This window comes from Paenibacillus sp. JNU01 (genome assembly GCF_059130585.1).
Genome location: NZ_CP169723.1, coordinates 538751 through 556786 on the forward strand (window position 1 = coordinate 538751; position 18036 = coordinate 556786).

The window sequence follows — 18036 nt, forward strand, 5'->3', positions numbered from 1 at the left end:
TATGGCCCGATGGTAGGATTGCTCATGGCATTTCAGGACTACAAACCATGGCTTGGCATCACAGGTTCACGATGGATCGGGTTAGATAATTTTGAACGAATTTTCCAGTACAAAGAAGCCACACAAGCAATCGTGAATACGCTGATTATCGCCGTTTCCAAAATTATCGTCGGCATTATCGTTCCAATCGTCATGGCTATTTTGCTGAGTGAGATCCGAAATATGGGCATTAAGAAAAGTGTGCAGACACTAGTGTATCTGCCGCATTTCTTGTCTTGGGTTACTGTGGCTGGATTAATGATCGACATTCTCGGATTAGACGGAGGCATCAATCACATCTTGACCCGGATTTTCGGAACCGATCCCATTTACTTCTTGGGTGATCCTGATCTGTTTCGATTCACGGTTGTCATCAGCGACGTGTGGAAGAGCTTTGGCTTCGGCATGATTGTTTATCTGGCTACCATTGCCGGGATCAATCCTTCCTATTACGAAGCGGCTGAGATCGACGGGGCCACACGCCGACAGCAAATTCGGTACGTCACTTTGCCAAGCATGTTGCCCATGATTATCGTCATTTCTACCCTGAGTCTAGGCAATATTCTGGACGCAGGCTTTGATCAAGTATTCAATCTGTACAACCCGCTTGTCTACAGTACAGGAGATATCATTGACACCTATGTCTACCGTTCATCCTTGTTAAACGGGCAATACGGGTTCGGGACCGCTGTTGGACTGTTCAAATCGGGAATCAGCTTGATTTTGATCGTTGTCTCCTACAGGCTGGCCTATAAATATGCCAATTACAAAATATTCTAACAAGGAGGGAGAGGGATCATGTACCATAAGACGACAGGCTATAGAGTATTCTCATATTTTAATTACGCGTTTATGATACTGGCTGGTCTGGCGTGTTTTCTGCCACTGCTTCATCTATTGGCACAATCGCTCAGCAGCAAAGCGGCCATTAGTGGGAATATGGTGTCATTTTGGCCGGTCGGATTCAACGTGGACGCCTATGTCAAAACGTTCAACAATTCCAATTTTAACGGTGCCATGCTGACATCCATTACTCGAACCGTGTTGGGTACAACCATCAGCATGTTTATCCTAATCTGTGCCGGATATGCCCTGTCCAAAGAATTCCGGGGACGCAACGTGCTCATGTGGTTTTTTATCTTCACCATGCTCTTCTCGGGGGGCTTGATACCTTCTTACATATTGATCACAGCCCTTGGATTAAAAGACACGATATGGGCTCTTGTGCTGCCGGGTGCTTTCGGTGCTTATAACCTGATTCTTCTCGTCAATTTTTTCAAAACGATTCCAAAAGCCTTGGAAGAAGCAGCTTTCATTGATGGAGCGTCCTTCTTCGTCATCCTCAGCAAAATATATTTACCATTATCTCTGCCTGGCATAGCGACCGTATCCCTGTTCATTATGGTGGGGCACTGGAACTCCTGGTTTGACGGAATTTTGTATATGTCGGATGCCAGCAAGTATCCGTTGGCTTCGTTCCTGCAAACCGTTGTTGTGCAGAGCAACATGCAGAACATGGCGATGAGCCAGTCCGAGGTGGCAGCCATGTCGGAGCAAAGTATCAAGGCAGCTCAAATTTTTGTCAGCACGCTACCGATCATTTTGGTTTATCCATTTTTGCAGCGTTATTTCGTGAAGGGAATCGTACTGGGAGCCGTCAAAGAATAGTTAGAGTAAAGGGGACATGAATTCATGAAGAAAAGAAATGATTTGTGGAAAACGGTAAGTCTGGTCATACTGTCGGCCATGCTTGTGGCTGGCTGTAGCAAAGGGGAGAGTGCTTCCGAGACCGCACCGGCATCGGTACTCAAAGACGGAAAATATGATCCGCCAATGACGATCACCATCGCCAAACAGCAGGATGAAAATGCGGGAAAGTATATCAATGGGGAGACCTTGAATGACAATGTCTTGACCCGTTGGGGTGAACAAAATCTGGGCATCAAGATCCAAACCACCCTGCTGGGCGGAGATGCCTCCCAGTATAATACCAAGCTGCGGCTGGCGTTGACGGGTTCGGAAAAACTGCCAGACGTTCTGCCCGTCTATGATACCATGCTGGTCAATGATCTGATCGAGTCGGGGCAGGTCAAGGAGATTACGGAAGACATCTCCACTTACATGCCTGACCGGCTTAAAGAAATATACAAACAATATCCGACCACTTTCAATCCAGTGGTTAGGGATGGCAAGGTGTACGGGATGGCCATCGCGCCCAATCTGACGGAAGGCGAAGTCATGTTGATCCGCCAGGACTGGTTGGACCAATTGAATTTGAAAGCGCCAACAACGATTGAGGAGTTTGAGCAAGTCATCGCTGCGTTCAGCAATGAGGACCCGGATGGGAACGGCAAGAAAGACACATACGGCTTTACATTCTCGGGTAAAGATTCCTACAACACAGGCTGGGTCAGCGATCCGGTCATGATTTTCAGCGCATACACGGGTAAACATCTTCCAAGGCAATGGCATAATGACAACGGCAAACTCACCTATGGATCTGTCGCTGCTGGCAACAAAGAGGCACTTGCCAAGTTACGCGATTGGTATGCAAAAGGGTACTTGAACAAAGAATTGGCCACCCAAGGGGCTTGGGACGCACTGTCCGATTTTACGGAGGGGAAAGCTGGCATCATCATTGGTCGTCCTTGGCTTTACGACAGTGTGAAGGACGTAGAGAAGAACGTAGAGGGTGCAAAAATTAGTGCTTATCCGACCATTCAAGGCGTGAACGGTGATAAGACCTATCAGTCCGCCCAATTGAACGATGGTGTGTTCATGTTTAATAAGGACTTTCAGAACATGGAAGCCTTCTTCCTATACTACGATAAAATGTACGACGCAGCGTTCAGCACGGGAGATTTCAAATACGGCTACGCTCAGGGATACGATTACGATATCGTCAACGACGAAGTGACTTTTGATCCAACGAAATTTAATAAGCCATTAGAGGCTATACAAGGCGTTGGGAAGATGGCATTCACCAAAAACACACCGAGTGTTGATGGTCCCGGCCAATCGTACTATGATCTGGCGAATGGTGTTAAAGCCGACACGGGCGTCCTCATTCAAAGCGCTTCAAAGGACCAAACGACCCAGGACGGATACCGGATTTCATATGAAAACAAGGATGTTTTGCTGCCCAATGCGTTTAATGGTCCACCAACACCAACGATGCAAAATGTATGGGAACAGCTGACCACCATGGAACAAGAAACTTTCACCAAAATTATATATGGCAATGAGCCGCTTGAGGCATTTGATACCTTTGTCACACAGTGGCACGAAAAAGGCGGAGACACGGTTATCGAAGAAGTTAACGAATGGTACAACCAAGCCAGCGAGACGGATGTTATGACACTGATGAATTTGAAATAAGTCAATTTTCACCTGAACCAGCCTTCCAACAACAGGGAGGTTGGTTTCCTAAAAAAGGAGATGATGAGACATGATCAAAGGTAAATCGTGGATGGCTGTCGTCATTGCATTGATGTTGTTAACTGTTCATTTAACGTCCTCAGCACAAACCGTTCATGCGGCTGGTGAAGAGACCAAGATAGCTGCAACACTGTTTGTGTTGAAAAATGAATCTGACGTATCCAATGCCAAAATCCATTGGGCACCTGTATCGGGGGCGACTGCATACGAGTTGTACAGATCCGAGAACAATGCGCCATATACGTTAATACAGACCTTAACAGGTATAACGACGGATGATTACGAGCTCAACTTGGGTAACACGTATAAATACCAAGTGAAGGCATACGGTGGGACTTCCTTGTTAACCTCTGCGATCTCGCCAGAATACACCCCTTACAGTCTTCCAGATAACCTCACAACTTTTGATAACACAACGCAATCCACTCTGATGCTTCCGAATGAACTTAAAGTGGGGGATACCTACTATAGGTTTAACTTTGTACAAAAGTCATCAGGCGGTTTTGGCGAAATGATTCAACAGACGTCAACAGATGACATCACATACGGTAACGACAAAGTGGTCCTTTCCTACACGGATCACCCCGATCTGGCGAATTCCAAGTTTGAAGGGATTAACATCCTGTACCATGCGCCTACGAATAAATTTGTTTTTTGGGCTCACTATGAAAACAGTACAGACTACACGCTTGCCAGAGTATCTGTGGCTTCAGCAACGCCTGGAGAAGACTTTATATTTCACAAAAGCTTTCGGCCGGAAGGGAACGAATCCAGAGATATCTCCATTTTCAAAGATGACGATGACTCAGCTTATCTGATCTCTACCGCCAATAATAATTCGGACACGATTCTGTATAAGTTAACCTCTGATTGGCTGGATGTGGATCATCAGGTATCTGTTATATATGAAAATCAACACAGGGAACTACCTAAAATGATCAAAAAGGATGGCATTTATTATTTGTTCTCTTCCCAAGCAGCAGGTTGGTATCCGAGTATTCCTTTGTATTCTTCCGCAGCAAGCATAGACGGAGATTGGTCTGAATTACGGACCATTGGCAACACATCAACCTTCTCGGCGCAATCGGGTTCCGTTATGCAGGTGAAGCCAAACACGGGTGACAACGTGGTTATGGTTGCGTATCGCTGGATGTTCGGTTGGGCAGGTACACAAAATGGAACAACAGAGGAACGATTGCTTCCCGTGTGGTTCTCCGATGGTTATGCATTTTATGATTATTTTGATCAAGTCCTGTACAACACAAGCGATGATACGCTAGTTCCAGTCCAAAATGGAAAACTACTGTCACAAGGTAAACCGGCAACAGCGCAAACGGCTACCGGAACGAACCCTGCAAGTTATGCGAATGACGGCAACTATCAAACCGAATGGGTGGGCACAGGCAGTTCCTGGCCACATTGGTGGAAGGTCGATCTTGGCTCCGTTCAAGCATTGAGTAATGTACAAATCTCCTGGTGGATGCAAAAAGGCTCTGAAGGATTTTACAAATATAAAATAGAAACCAGCACGGATAATGTAAACTGGACCGTGGCGTTGGATCGAACTAACAATACATCTTATGGCTTCACCTCAGATTCTATATCGAACACTGCCGCTAGGTATGTACGGATTAATATGTTAAATGCGACGCTCCATAATAACCCTAACAACTGGTATACCCCAAGGTTATGGGAAGTGAAGGTATTTGGATCGGGTACAAATTAAACGATGTTTTTAAAAGAAAAGAAGAGAAGAGAGGTAACGGTGTGATTAATCAATTAACCAATGGTGGCATCTGGTATGATTCAAGCGGTCAGCCGATCCACGCCCATGGTGGACATATATTATTCCATGACGATTATTATTACTGGTATGGCGAAGATCGAAGAGACGATATATATGTGAGTTGTTATCGTTCCAAGGATCTATTCAACTGGGAGTTTCGAAGCCATATCATTACGATATCTACTCCAGTGGCATCCATTCGAGTTCGGACAAATCTGAGATTAATGAGTGACAAAGGCGGAAAGGTCAATCTCGAACGCCCTAAAGTGCTGTTCAACGCGGTGACTAAGAAGTTCGTACTTTGGGTTCACTATGAGAATGGTGATAATTATAACGATGCCGCATGCGCCATCGCCACCTCGGATTATCCGGATAGCCATTTTGTTTATCATGGCAGCTTTAATCCCTATGGGTATATGTCGCGTGACTGCACACTCTTTCAGGACGATGACGGAAAGGCATATTTCATTTCAGCTGCAAGAGACAATGCGGATCTTCATATCTATCGACTACAGGAGGATTATCTTAATGTGGAACGTCTTGTCGAAACGTTGTGGCAGGGGGAGTATCGGGAGGCGCCAGCCGTATTCAAGCGGAATGGAAAGTATTATATGCTGAGTTCATTTTGCACCGGTTGGGAACCCAATCAAGGGAAGTTCGCGATAGCTGATACGATGGATGGCCCATGGGGAATGCTCAGCGACTTTGGGGATGAAACGACGTATCGAACGCAGCCAGCGTTTGTGCTGAAGCGATCAGAGGAGTACCTGTACTTTGCGGATCGCTGGAACGGATCGGACTACTTTCAGTCCAGCTATGTGGTACTGCCCATTGAGTTCAATGGGGACATTCCCATTCTAAAGGATTATGCCACGTTATCTTTGCGAGAAGATGCACATCTGATTCATTTTGAACGCTAATTTAACGATAAAACGACTGTGAGAAAAGACTTTGATTCTACGAAAAATGTAGGTTCAAAGTCTTTTTGCACAAATTTTATAATTCCAAATCTAACGAATAACGATCGCGAAGTACGGATAAATGGTGGAGCTCATGTCCAGCCATAACATATGCTATCGATCGAGTTGAAGCAGGATTCTCACTGACGAGTCCTCTACAGAGCCAAGCTTCCGGCGTGAGGCGACGGAGCATCAGAATGGTTGAGCGGCGTGTAACGGCATATTCTTCGCTCAAATCGGCCAGTGTATACGCATTGAAGGGATGGCTCTGCATAAGCACGTCCTGATCGTAACCGGGATGATTCGTTTTGTCACCTCTGGCGATACGAAGCAATCGGCTGCTCATAATGCGTTCGTTATCCAGAAGATGGCCGATGACCTCCTTCACGCTCCATTTGCCTTCGTCGTAACGATAATTTGCTTGCTCCTCTGTTAATGAAGAGAGCAACGTTGGTACGATATTGGCTTGCAGTTCCAAGCGTTCGATGATGTTCCCTTCAGGCACAAGCCGGATATAACCTTCATAAAAAGCTCCATATTCATCTGTGTTAGGTCGTTCAACCATGGTAATGCCTCCTTCGGTATTCATAACTATGGAATATATTGTAGCATATATCTTGCTACCAGCATTAAGATAGGCCGATCCGCTTGATTGGCAGAAGGGCCGTTTCATGTGATTTGAACATTATATATCGTTGGGGTGACTGAGTCTAATCTCTACGTCCTATGCCTTTTTTCTGAACAAACTTCTCCAATACCTCCAAAGACTCAGTCACATTTTTGAAGGGCAAGGTGTCCAGCACTTGTTCCCGGTAACTCTTTTTTGCCGCTGCGCTGAGACGGGAGTCAAGTATGCTGAGTATGCCAAGGTCGGTTTCACTACGAATCAAGCGACCCGTTCCTTGCCTTAACCGAAGAAGCATGTCTGGTACAAACACCTCCATGAACGGATTCTTCGTTACAGATGCCTTATATTCATACACAGGATCGGAAGGAACAGGGAAGGGCAGACGAAAGATAATAATCTGTGACAGGTCAGAACCCTCGATATTCACACCTTCCCAGAATACTCCGGTACCCAGGAGTACACCTTTGCTTTTCCTGAACTCAGCGATAACACTGTCCTGGGAAGATCCCTCTTTTTGAACATGGACTGCCCATGTATTTTCACTTCCCCTTGAAATCAACTTCTGGTGAATGTACTTCATGTCCTCCTTTGCTGAGAAAAGGACGATGGTTCTACCGTGAGTCAGATTACAGAGTTCAACCAGTTCCTTATAAGCTGCTTCAAGATAGTTTTCGCGCTGGTCATGGTCATAATATGGAACGTTGTTCGAGATGTACATCATGGCATGATTGGTGTAGTCAAAAGGGGAGGATTTGCGATCCATAAACTCCCCTCTGTAACCGAGGGAATGTGTCAAATATGAGTATTGTTCCTCCAGTGTATCTCCGCCTTGGCACAACGTCGCCGACGTTAGGATTACAGGCACCTTGTCATTAAATAAAGCGTATTTTAGAAATTGGCTTATATCTTTGGGACAGATGCTGATCGTGGCTACACCTAGGGGACTACTCGCCCATGAGAGATAGTTGTCTTCTTTTTCTATCAAGACATGAATGAGGGCAATAAGCCCGTTGATGGCTTCAAAAGCATCATCTATTTCCCGCTCGTGGCGAGAGGTCAAAATGGAAAGGCGTAGACTGAAATCTTTCAGATAACTCAACGCTTGGTTCAACGGTATTCCTATAATCTCCGACACTTTGATTCGGTCGTTATCCTGCTTGGCATGGTGGAGCAGATCCATATTTACCTGTTTGAATATATGCCGGGCACATTTTTTAATAAAATTGGATTGTGAAAAGAGCTCTTTATCCCCGGTCTGCTTCGTGAGCAGCTGCACTGTGGTATCCAGAACGCGGCAGATTCCCCGGTAAGTGAACTCCAGAGTTCTGGCGTCTCGAACTTTTGCTTCCAGATTATGCGCTTCATCAATGACGATCAGAGCAGGCTGTTCCGAGATAATACGCTTGGTTCCTTCTTTTTTCTTCATCAAATCCCGGATGAGCAGGTCTTGGTTCACGATAATAAAATCAATCTCGTGAGCTTTTGCATTCAATTTTGCTCTCATATCATAAAATAAACATGCATTTTTATGCTGGCAACGTTCAAATTTGCAATCATTCACGGAAACGTGGGACCATTCGGCATCACTAACTCCAGCTTTAATATCAGCTCGCTCATCAATCTCATAATCTAATATGCGCTGGGCAAGAGGAGACACGGAGGGGTAGGGATCATCAGACCTGATTAATTCCGCAGCCCTGCTTCGGCAAGCGTACTGACCCATGCCTTTCCCCACAACGGAACGAACCGTTGAGAATCCCAACCGACTGCCAATGATCCTTAAATCTTTATGTATCTGTTCCGAAAGCTGAATGGAGGATGTAGCTATAATGACAGGTTTCTGAGACATTTGATTCGTGAGCAGACTTGGTATCAGGTACGCAAAAGATTTGCCGATTCCAACACCAGCTTCAATCATCGCATGATGTCCATGGATATAAGCATCGGCGATATCGAGTGACATGTCTTGCTGTCCGATCCGCTCTCTAAGACCGATTCGGGGGAACCGGTCATATATTCGGAAGATCGCGTTAACCATAGAACGTTCGATTTCCTTTTGCGGTTCCCGTTGATTTTTTTTATAGAGTTCATTCAACCAATTCATAACGCTCGCCCTCCTTCCGAATGATGATCTTCTTGTACTGCATTTTGGAGACGATTTACTTCACAATGGAGTGTTCACGGCATTTTTTAATCTGGATACGCCTTCCTGTAATTGTTCATCTGACAAATGTGCAAAAGATAAATAGATCCCATACTTCGTACCATCAGACGTTGAACTGTTGACTTCTGAGTATACCACACCTTGTAATCTAGCTGATGCCCGAAAGGCCTCATAAGTGGTCACATTACCTCGCCACCAGCCAAACACGTGCAGACCTGCTTCATTCTCTACCCAATCAAACCATGTCGAGACCTGCTGGTTCAACAGTTTGAGTAAGAGATGGAATTTACGACTGTACAGACGATTCATTCTGCGCAGATGCCGCTCATATTGACCGCTCGTCATAAATGCTGCTAATGCTCGTTGTTCAATCAGGTTGACGGGTCGTGGCTCGTATAATGCCTGCGCCTTTCTAAAGGTATCCGCCAAGGTAGGGGGAAGAACCACATAGCCAAGTCGTACTTCTAAAGGCAAGGTTTTTGTGAAGCTGCCGAGGTAGATAACACGACCTGCTTTATCAAGTGTTTTTAGCGGTTCAACATGCATTCCACGATATCGGAATTCACTATCATAATCATCTTCGACAATCATGGCATCATGCCGATGTGCCCAGTCCAGCAAGGTTTGTCTGCGCTCAAGGCTGAGCATCTCGCCAGTAGGAAATTGTCGTGACGGCGTGACAAACAACATGCGAGCTTCCCAGTCTTGAGGTACAACTCCCTGGCCATCAAGATTGGCTTCTATCAACTTTGCACCCGCAGCCCAAATAGCTTGAGATATCCCGACATAACAAGGACTCTCTGTTACTACATAATCCCCTGGATCTGCAAGTAACTGAGTGAGTAGAGCTATGGCTTGCATGGAACCTGCAGTCACGGCGATATGATCCGGATCGACTTGAATTCCCCGCATTCTCCGAAGATAGGCAGCAATGGCTTCTCTCAATCTAGGCTCACCTGTTGAACTCACCATAGCAGAGGTTGTTTCCAGGTGATGCTCACGATGCCTTATCTCTGCATACAATCGATTATTCCATTCATCGTAAGGAAACTTGGAGAAATCAGGTTGGTATTTGCTAAAGTCGATCACTTCGTCGCTCTCCATACTGAAACTATTGGTATGTGTATCTCTTTGAATCGTCTGTTGTCCCAACTGCTGAATACGATTCCCCCAGGCTGATAAGTGATGGGTACACGTTTTCTCGGTGGACGCATCATTGTTCAAATCCAACTGATACGCGACAAAGGTTCCTCTTCCATGCTCAGAAAGAATGTAACCTTGCGCAGTCAACGTATCATACACTTGATTCACGGTTCCCCGGGAAATGTGATACGTCGCTGCTAACTCTCTAGTAGATGGTAACTTCTCGCCATGTATAAGATGGCCTTCATGAATAGCATCACGAATCGCATGATAAAGAGCCTTCATCTTGGTATATTTTCGGTTTAAATATGAACTGTAAGCTACGTGAAATTGCATATGCCCTCCAGAGTTATCATTGAAGTGGTACAATAAAAATCGAAATTATTGGATCTTTTTATATGACCATTCTCATTTTATACTAAATCATAGTTTAGAGCGATGCCTTTATTGAAAATCACCCAAAAGTTAATAGGAGGTCTACAATTATGCAAACAGGTACAGATCGTGTAAAAAGAGGAATGGCTGAGATGCAAAAAGGTGGCGTCATCATGGACGTTATGAATGCAGAGCAAGCTAAAATCGCTGAGGCGGCAGGGGCAACAGCAGTTATGGCTCTTGAGCGGGTGCCTTCTGATATTCGCGCAGCCGGCGGTGTAGCCCGCATGGCAGATCCAACGATCGTTGAAGAAGTTATGAAAGTTGTGTCTATTCCAGTTATGGCCAAAGCACGTATCGGTCATTACATAGAAGCCAAAGTGCTTGAATCACTGGGTGTGGACTATCTCGATGAAAGTGAAGTTCTTACTCCTGCAGACGAAGTGTTCCATATTGATAAACATGAGTTCACTGTACCATTTGTATGTGGAGCCAAAGATTTGGGAGAGGCTCTTCGCCGTATTGGCGAGGGAGCATCCATGATTCGTACAAAAGGCGAGCCAGGAACGGGCAACATTGTAGAGGCAGTTCGTCATATGCGCCTAATTAACAGCCAGCTTCGCAAAGTGCAAAACATGTCCAAGGACGAGCTGTATGCTGAAGCCAAAAACCTGGGTGTAGCTTATGAGTTACTCCGCGAAATTCATGAAAATGGCAAACTTCCTGTCGTAAACTTTGCAGCAGGTGGTGTAGCTACTCCGGCGGATGCAGCACTAATGATGCACCTTGGAGCAGATGGTGTGTTTGTAGGATCAGGTATTTTCAAATCAGATAACCCTGAGAAATTCGCTCGTGCCATCGTTGAAGCTACAACACATTACACGGATTACAAACTGATTGCCGAAGTATCCAAAAACTTGGGCGCCCCTATGAAAGGGATCGAAATTTCCAAATTGGCTCCAGAAGAGCGCATGTCCAACCGCGGTTGGTAAGATTGCAGGGTATCTGGTTGAATAGGTAGTTTGAACTTTTATAGAGAAGAGCCGATCAATTGAACTTAATTGATCGGTTTTTTTGTTGTTACTGTCTAGTTTGTTGATATGTTCAAAATGCTGTGCCTATAATAAGCGGTATGAAGGAAGGTGCGGACAATTCGCTATTTATATGAGTTTATTCAACATCAGGACGATCTGCCTATGAAACTCTTCGTGAACTCGGTGAAGCATATTGATTTTCATTGGCATAAGGAAGTGGAAGTTGTATATGTTCTTCATGGTTCAATCATCATGTATTCGGACCAGCAGCAATATACACTGCATGAAGATGATGTGATCGTGGTTAACAGTATGTCAGTCCATAAGATCGAACGCACCAATCAGGACAACGTGTTATTGACACTGCAGTTCGGTCCTGAGTTGATGAACAATAATGCGTTTATCTCCTGTAACTCTGCCTTGAATGTGGAGCAGGATGCTTCCTGGCTGCATAACATTAAACAATATCTTGCACAGATGGTATGGGAGATCAACAAAAAAACACCGGGTTATCAAAATTTCACTATGGGCAGATTACAGATGTTATGCGGCTGCCTGCAGAGGTATTTTTCCAGTGGAACAAATTTTGCATTGGAAAACGGCAGCAAGGATTATGACTATAAAAGACTGAACAGAGTCCTCACATATATTGATTTACACTACAATGAGAAGATTACGCTGCAGGATATGGCCGATTCCGAACATTTAAGTCTGCATTATTTCTCCCACTTCTTTACCGACAAAATCGGGATACCTTTCCAAAAGTATTTGACGCTCATTCGCTTGGAGAAGGCTCAGGCTCAACTCGCAGCAAACGATAAAAATATTTCGGAGATCGCGCTGGATTGCGGATTTGCGAACGTGAAGCTGTTTAACAAATACTTCAAGGAAAAGTACGGCTGCACGCCCGGTTCCTATCGCGAATCTTCGCGTACACCGGAACCCCATCAGTTGAATGTGAACCGCAAGCCCAAAACGTATGAGGAATCTTCAAGCGGAGATTATTACGAGATGGAAACGTTAAATGCGATTAGCTCACTGTATCGATATCTGGATGCTAAGGTAAACGCCGATCATGACACACTCCCTGTACGGTCTACACATATGTCAGAACAAACTAGCATTGAAATATGTGCGGATCAGACGTCGTCTGTCTATGAAAAGCATTGGAATATGACCATGACGGCAGGGAGAGCCATTGAAGGTTTGCGTGAAGATTGGCGAAAGCAGTTCTCCGAGCTGAAAGGAAAAATACCTTTTCAAAATATTCGGTTTCACGGCATCTTCAATGACGAGATGATGGTGTACAGCGAGAACGAGCAGGGCATGTCCCTCTATAACTGGTCTTATGTGGACAAGTTGTATGATTTCCTGCTGGATCAGGGTGTTCGGCCATTTGTGGAATTAAGCTTTATGCCGAGCCAGCTGGCGAGATCCAAAGAAACGCTGTTTTGGTGGAGGGGGAATATCAGCCCACCATCCGTCCCTGCCAAATGGCAGGCGCTTGTTGCCGAGTTCGTTCGCCATTGTTTAAATCGTTATGGGGCGGAAGAAGTGAGACAGTGGTATTTCGAAGTCTGGAACGAACCTGATCTGGCTGGTGTTTGTTGGGCAGGAAGCAAGGAAGAATACTTTGCGTTTTACGAATCGACCGTTCATGCCATCAAATCGATTTTGCCGGAACTGAAGGTAGGAGGGCCGGCTATGGGTTACGGATCTCTCTGGAACGATACCTGGGCTGAGGATTTTTTGGATTATTGCAGTAAACGGGAAGTGGCTCTCGACTTTTTTTCATTCCACATCTATTCGGAGTATCCCAAGCTCAAAGTTGAAGATGATCGTTTAACCCAAATCATGCATCCTGCTTTTTATAAAGAGAGTGTTGAGCTTATGCGACAAAAAATGAATGCGTCATCGTACGCTCATGTTGAACTTCATGTCACGGAGTGGAACTTTTCGCTGTATGACCGAAACTTGCTGCACGATACCATGTTCATGGCTCCGTTTGTCATGTACCACACCATGAACACGCTCGGTGACGTGAAAGCGATGGCTTTCTGGTCCTTTACCGATGTATTCGAAGAAAGTATCGTTCCCTCTTCTCCTTTCTACGGAGGTTTTGGCCTGATTAACCGCGATGGGCTGAAGAAACCCAGCTATTATGCATTTGAACTTATGCAAAAGCTTGGGAATGAGCTACTGGTTAAGGGAGACGGGTATGTCGCAACCCGAAAAAGTGATGGAAGCATACAGTTTTTGTTCTATCACTATGTGCATGTTGACCGGCTGTTTGCTAGTGGAGACTGGTCGGAATTATCCTGCTCAACCCGTTATGACGTATTTGAGGAAAAAGGCAGCAAAGCTTATGAACTTACCCTGAGTAATCTCGAGGGAACTTATAAATGCACCAGTTATCGACTGGACCGGGAGCATGGATCGGTATTTGATGAGTGGATCCGAATGGGATCACCCTATTCCTTGACGGAAGAAGAAATTCTCTATTTAAACGGAAGGAGCGGCCCGGTGATGGAGACAGAGATGGTAAGGGCTGATTGTTGGCGCAAGGAATTGGTGCTCCCTCCTCATGGCGTGATGTTACTCATTTTGGACAGACAATATTAGAAAAAAGTGCTCTTAAGACATCCTTTCAGTATTGAAGGGATGTTTTTTGTTGTTTAATTCTTTTGCAGGCTGGCAAGCTAGAACTGTAGCGATGAATTGGGCAAAAAACGATCCATGACGTGGCAAGTTCCAACAAGAAAGCGTTAACACAAATCGATATACTATGGTTGTAGCAGCATAGAGGAAGACAGGGGGAGTTTTGGATGAAGCGTTTCATGAAATGGATGACAGATTCGTTTGCGCCAAGATTGGAGGCGTTTACGAACAATATTTGGGTTTCTTCGATTCAAGAAGCCATCATGGTCGCCATTCCGATGATTTTCATCGGTTCAATTATCACATTGATTTCAATTTTGCAGGATTTCATTCCGGGAATGCCGGACCTGACACCCATCACAACATTCAGTTTTGGTTTGCTGGGGTTGTTTATTGCTTTTTTGACACCTTATGTCGTGATGGAAAAAAGAGAACGACACAAAATTAAGTTGCTTGCGGGAATGACGGGGATATCTCTGTTCGTCATGCTGCTTAACCCAACACTAAACGAAGACGGTACCATTCAGTTCATTCTTGAACGATTCGGACCTTCGGGGATGATTACAGCACTCTTAGTAGGTGTATTCGTTGCGCTTGTAATGATCTTGTGCAACAAATTTTCGTTCTTCAAAAAGGGATCTTCACTTCCCGAATTCATTATGGATTGGTTCGATTTTCTCGTCCCGATCGCTCTGGTATTAACAACAGGATGGGTGCTTGTATATCAGCTTCATTTTGATATTTTTGGACTGATCGTGAACGTATTTGAGCCGATCAATGCTGTGGGGCAAAGTTTAACCGGATTTTTATTGTTCAACTTTATCGGCGTAGTACTGTATTCCTTTGGCGTAAGCCCGTGGGTTATGACACCGATCTGGTACGCCATCTGGATACCTGCAATTGAAGAAAATGCAGCACTCGTCGCAGCGGGACAAGCTCCCGTCAATATCAACACATTTGAAACCTTTTTTTCCGGATGGCTGGGTATTGGCGGAATGGGAGCGACCTTGCCGTTAGTTGTTTGGTTCCTGATGGCACGTTCGAAAAAGCTGAAATCTGTTGGCAAGGCAACTATTATCCCATCCTTGTTCAACATCAATGAACCCGTCGTGTACGGAGCACCGATTGCCTTTAATCCATTACTCATGGTGCCGATGTGGATTAACTCACTTATCACACCGGTGATTGTATACTTGGCTCTCGACTGGGGTTGGGTTCGAATTCCGAGCCAGATCTTCCAGCTATGGTATACACCGATCGGCCTGTCCACCTACATTATGTCCGGATTCAATGGGCTCATCTTGCTAGCGGTTGTTCTGGTGATTGTATTTATTGTCTGGTTTCCGTTTTTCAAACTGTATGATGCACAGGAACTGAAGAAAGAACAGGAAGAAAATTAATATCAGAAGGGTGAATACTATGGATAAATCAATCAATGAATTATTGTCAGCATTGACTCTGGCAGAGAAAGCTTCACTCTGCGCAGGATTGAATATGTGGATGACAAAAGGAATCGAGCGGTTAAACATTCCGCCAGTTCATATGTATGATGGGACAAACGGCATCCGTAAAACGAACAGCGATGAAGAAATGGGTATTACAACGGAAAATGTACCCGCAACCTGTTACCCTACGGGTTCAGCCATCGGTTCTTCGTGGAATACGGAATTGTTGCATGAAGTCGGTGTGGCACTGGGACGTGAATCGAAAACGATGGACGTCGAGCTGCTGCTTGGACCTGGTGTAAATATGAAAAGAACGCCGCTTGGTGGAAGAAACTTCGAATACTATTCGGAAGACCCATACTTGACGGGGGAACTTGGTGCGGCGTTTATAAACGGGATCCAAAGTGAAGGAGTGGGTGCTTCTGTCAAACACTTTGCAGGCAATAACCAGGAGTTCGAGAAAATGGTGACCAGTTCGGAAATCGATGAGCGGACGCTTCGCGAAATTTACCTAAGCGCCTTTGAACGGATTATTAAGAAATCCGACCCATGGACAGTCATGTGTTCCTATAATTTATTGAATGGAACGTATACAAGTGAGAACGAACATTTGCTGCATGACATTTTGAGAGAAGAGTGGGGATATGAAGGTGTTGTCTTGTCCGATTGGACAGCTGTCAATGATCGCATACGTGGTCTGAAGGCCGGGCTTGATCTGGAGATGCCGGGTCCCGCCCATTACAATGCCAAAGCGATCATTGAAGCGGTCCAGAACGGAAGCCTGTCCGTAGAACAGTTGGATCGAAGCGTGAGTCGTATTTTGAAACTGGTTGAGCGGGTAACGGGCAAAACAGACATGGAATCATCTCCAGATTCCGACTATCATGCACTTGCACGTAAAGCGGCGGCCGAGAGTATCGTGCTTTTGAAAAATGAAAACTCGATTCTTCCCCTGGGGAAGGAGTCCATTGGATCAATTGCCGTGATCGGACGATTTGCCAAAAAACCGAGAATTCAGGGAGCGGGCAGCGCGAAGGTAACACCTACAAAAGTCGATATTCCATGGGACGAGATAAAGAATCTGGCTGGGGACGCCATGACCATGAAATATGCAGAAGGGTACCCGGAGGATGACTCTGTCAATGATGAGCTAATTAAAGAAAGCGTCTCATTAGCCATGAATTCCGATGTTGCTGTATTGTTTGTGGGCCAACCGGAATATGCCGAATCGGAGATGCATGATTTGCAAGGCATTGATCTACCCGAGCATCAGGTAAAATTAATTCTCGCGGTAGCGGCGGTTCAGCCCAAGTGCATTGTTGTGACGAGTAGCGGCTCCGCACTGGCAATGCGTCCATGGGTACAGCATGTTCCTGGTGTGATTCATTCATGGTTGTCGGGTCAAGGCATGGGTAAAGTGATTGCAGATGTATTATTCGGACAGACGAATCCATCGGGCAAGTTGTCTGAGACCTTCCCTGTCAAACTGTCGGACAACCCCTCACATATGCGAATTCGCGGAGAGAACGGCAAGCTGTATTATCGTGAAGGCCTTTTCGTAGGTTATCGATATTATGACCGGAAAGAACTGGCACCTCAATTCCCGTTTGGACACGGTTTGTCATACACATCGTTTTTGTATACGGATCTGGAAGTGGCACAGACCCTTACCGGTGTGACTGTGTCTTTCCAATTGAAAAATACCGGCAAGCGCAAGGGGAAAGAAGTTGTTCAACTGTATGTTCACGATGAAGAGTGCACATGGACCCGTCCAGAGAAAGAATTAAAAGCGTTCACTAAAGTTGAACTCGAGCCGGGTGAAAAACGCAAGATTACTTTTGAACTGGAAGAGAGAGACTTTTCATACTACAACACCAAGTACAATCGTTGGGTGGCAGAGACCGGATTTTTCCAAATTTCACTTGGCAGCTCGTCCAAAGATCTCCGAATTACGGAACGTTTGCATTGTGACTTTGGTAAGGAAGAAATCACTTTCCACAAATTCAGTCTGCTCAGTGAGTGGATGTGTGATCCGGCAGCGAAAAAGGAATTGGAACATTGTCTGAATGAAATGAACAAGCATGTTACAGACAAGGTATATCTTAATGAGGAGTTTGTGGGATTCTGGGCAGATTTCCCGATGATCAAAGTATTCCAAATGTTCGGTCAACAATGGATGAATGAACGTTCACCTGACGAAATTATTCATGAACTTATCACCAAAGTTAATCAGGCACGAAGTGAAAGATAACGATATAAATATCGATTGATATGAGAAGACCTCCTAATGGGGGTCTCTTTGTATTCATCACGTAAATGATATTGATTATTGTTCTCATTTACAACCTTCGACATTTACTATATACT

At 45.1% G+C, this 18036-nt stretch carries 12 protein-coding genes; 9 read left to right on the plus strand and 3 right to left on the minus strand.

Going from position 1 to position 18036, the window contains the following annotated elements; genetic code table 11:
• Positions 1 to 24: 24 nt before the first annotated feature.
• From NLBNIHML_RS02165 to NLBNIHML_RS02185, 5 genes are all read left to right on the plus strand, one after another.
• Positions 25 to 819, plus strand: coding sequence for an ABC transporter permease (locus tag NLBNIHML_RS02165; protein WP_339255194.1), 795 nt, complete (start codon positions 25 to 27; stop codon positions 817 to 819).
• Between the two features lie 18 nt (positions 820 to 837).
• A complete protein-coding gene (locus NLBNIHML_RS02170) occupies positions 838 to 1707 on the plus strand; it encodes a carbohydrate ABC transporter permease (protein ID WP_215077778.1) in 870 nt (289 codons plus the stop codon).
• A 24-nt stretch (positions 1708 to 1731) separates the two neighbouring features.
• Positions 1732 to 3417 (plus strand): type 2 periplasmic-binding domain-containing protein, encoded by a 1686-nt coding sequence (locus tag NLBNIHML_RS02175; RefSeq protein WP_339255195.1) that lies wholly within the window; start codon positions 1732 to 1734, stop codon positions 3415 to 3417.
• 70 nt (positions 3418 to 3487) lie between these two features.
• Positions 3488 to 5203: a discoidin domain-containing protein gene (locus NLBNIHML_RS02180; protein WP_494353648.1), complete on the plus strand. Its 1716-nt coding sequence runs from the start codon at positions 3488 to 3490 to the stop codon at positions 5201 to 5203.
• A 41-nt stretch (positions 5204 to 5244) separates the two neighbouring features.
• Entirely contained in the window at positions 5245 to 6183 is a 939-nt protein-coding gene (locus NLBNIHML_RS02185; protein ID WP_494353649.1) for a family 43 glycosylhydrolase, read from the plus strand.
• A 76-nt stretch (positions 6184 to 6259) separates the two neighbouring features.
• On the opposite strand, the gene NLBNIHML_RS02190 is transcribed toward NLBNIHML_RS02185, so the two are convergent.
• The 3 genes from NLBNIHML_RS02190 to pdxR form a co-directional block, all read right to left on the minus strand.
• On the minus strand, positions 6260 to 6787 hold the full coding sequence (locus NLBNIHML_RS02190) for a DinB family protein (protein ID WP_494353650.1): 528 nt from the start codon (positions 6785 to 6787) through the stop codon (positions 6260 to 6262).
• Positions 6788 to 6932: 145 nt separating this feature from the next.
• Positions 6933 to 8954 (minus strand): ATP-dependent DNA helicase, encoded by a 2022-nt coding sequence (locus tag NLBNIHML_RS02195; RefSeq protein WP_494353651.1) that lies wholly within the window; start codon positions 8952 to 8954, stop codon positions 6933 to 6935.
• 60 nt (positions 8955 to 9014) lie between these two features.
• A complete protein-coding gene (gene pdxR, locus NLBNIHML_RS02200) occupies positions 9015 to 10493 on the minus strand; it encodes a MocR-like pyridoxine biosynthesis transcription factor PdxR (RefSeq protein ID WP_494353652.1) in 1479 nt (492 codons plus the stop codon).
• 149 nt (positions 10494 to 10642) lie between these two features.
• On the opposite strand from pdxR, the gene pdxS reads away from it, so the two are divergent.
• The 4 genes from pdxS (at position 10643) to NLBNIHML_RS02220 (ending at position 17920) form a co-directional block, all read left to right on the plus strand.
• Positions 10643 to 11524: a pyridoxal 5'-phosphate synthase lyase subunit PdxS gene (gene pdxS / locus NLBNIHML_RS02205; protein ID WP_301289953.1), complete on the plus strand. Its 882-nt coding sequence runs from the start codon at positions 10643 to 10645 to the stop codon at positions 11522 to 11524.
• A 204-nt stretch (positions 11525 to 11728) separates the two neighbouring features.
• Complete coding sequence (locus NLBNIHML_RS02210; protein ID WP_494353653.1) at positions 11729 to 14188, plus strand: GH39 family glycosyl hydrolase; 2460 nt, start codon at positions 11729 to 11731, stop codon at positions 14186 to 14188.
• Between the two features lie 203 nt (positions 14189 to 14391).
• Positions 14392 to 15624 carry a PTS sugar transporter subunit IIC gene (locus NLBNIHML_RS02215; protein ID WP_494353654.1) on the plus strand — a complete coding sequence of 411 codons (1233 nt, stop codon included), beginning with the start codon at positions 14392 to 14394 and terminating at the stop codon, positions 15622 to 15624.
• A gap of 19 nt (positions 15625 to 15643) precedes the next feature.
• Positions 15644 to 17920: a beta-glucosidase gene (locus NLBNIHML_RS02220; protein ID WP_494353655.1), complete on the plus strand. Its 2277-nt coding sequence runs from the start codon at positions 15644 to 15646 to the stop codon at positions 17918 to 17920.
• The last annotated feature ends 116 nt before the right edge of the window (positions 17921 to 18036 follow it).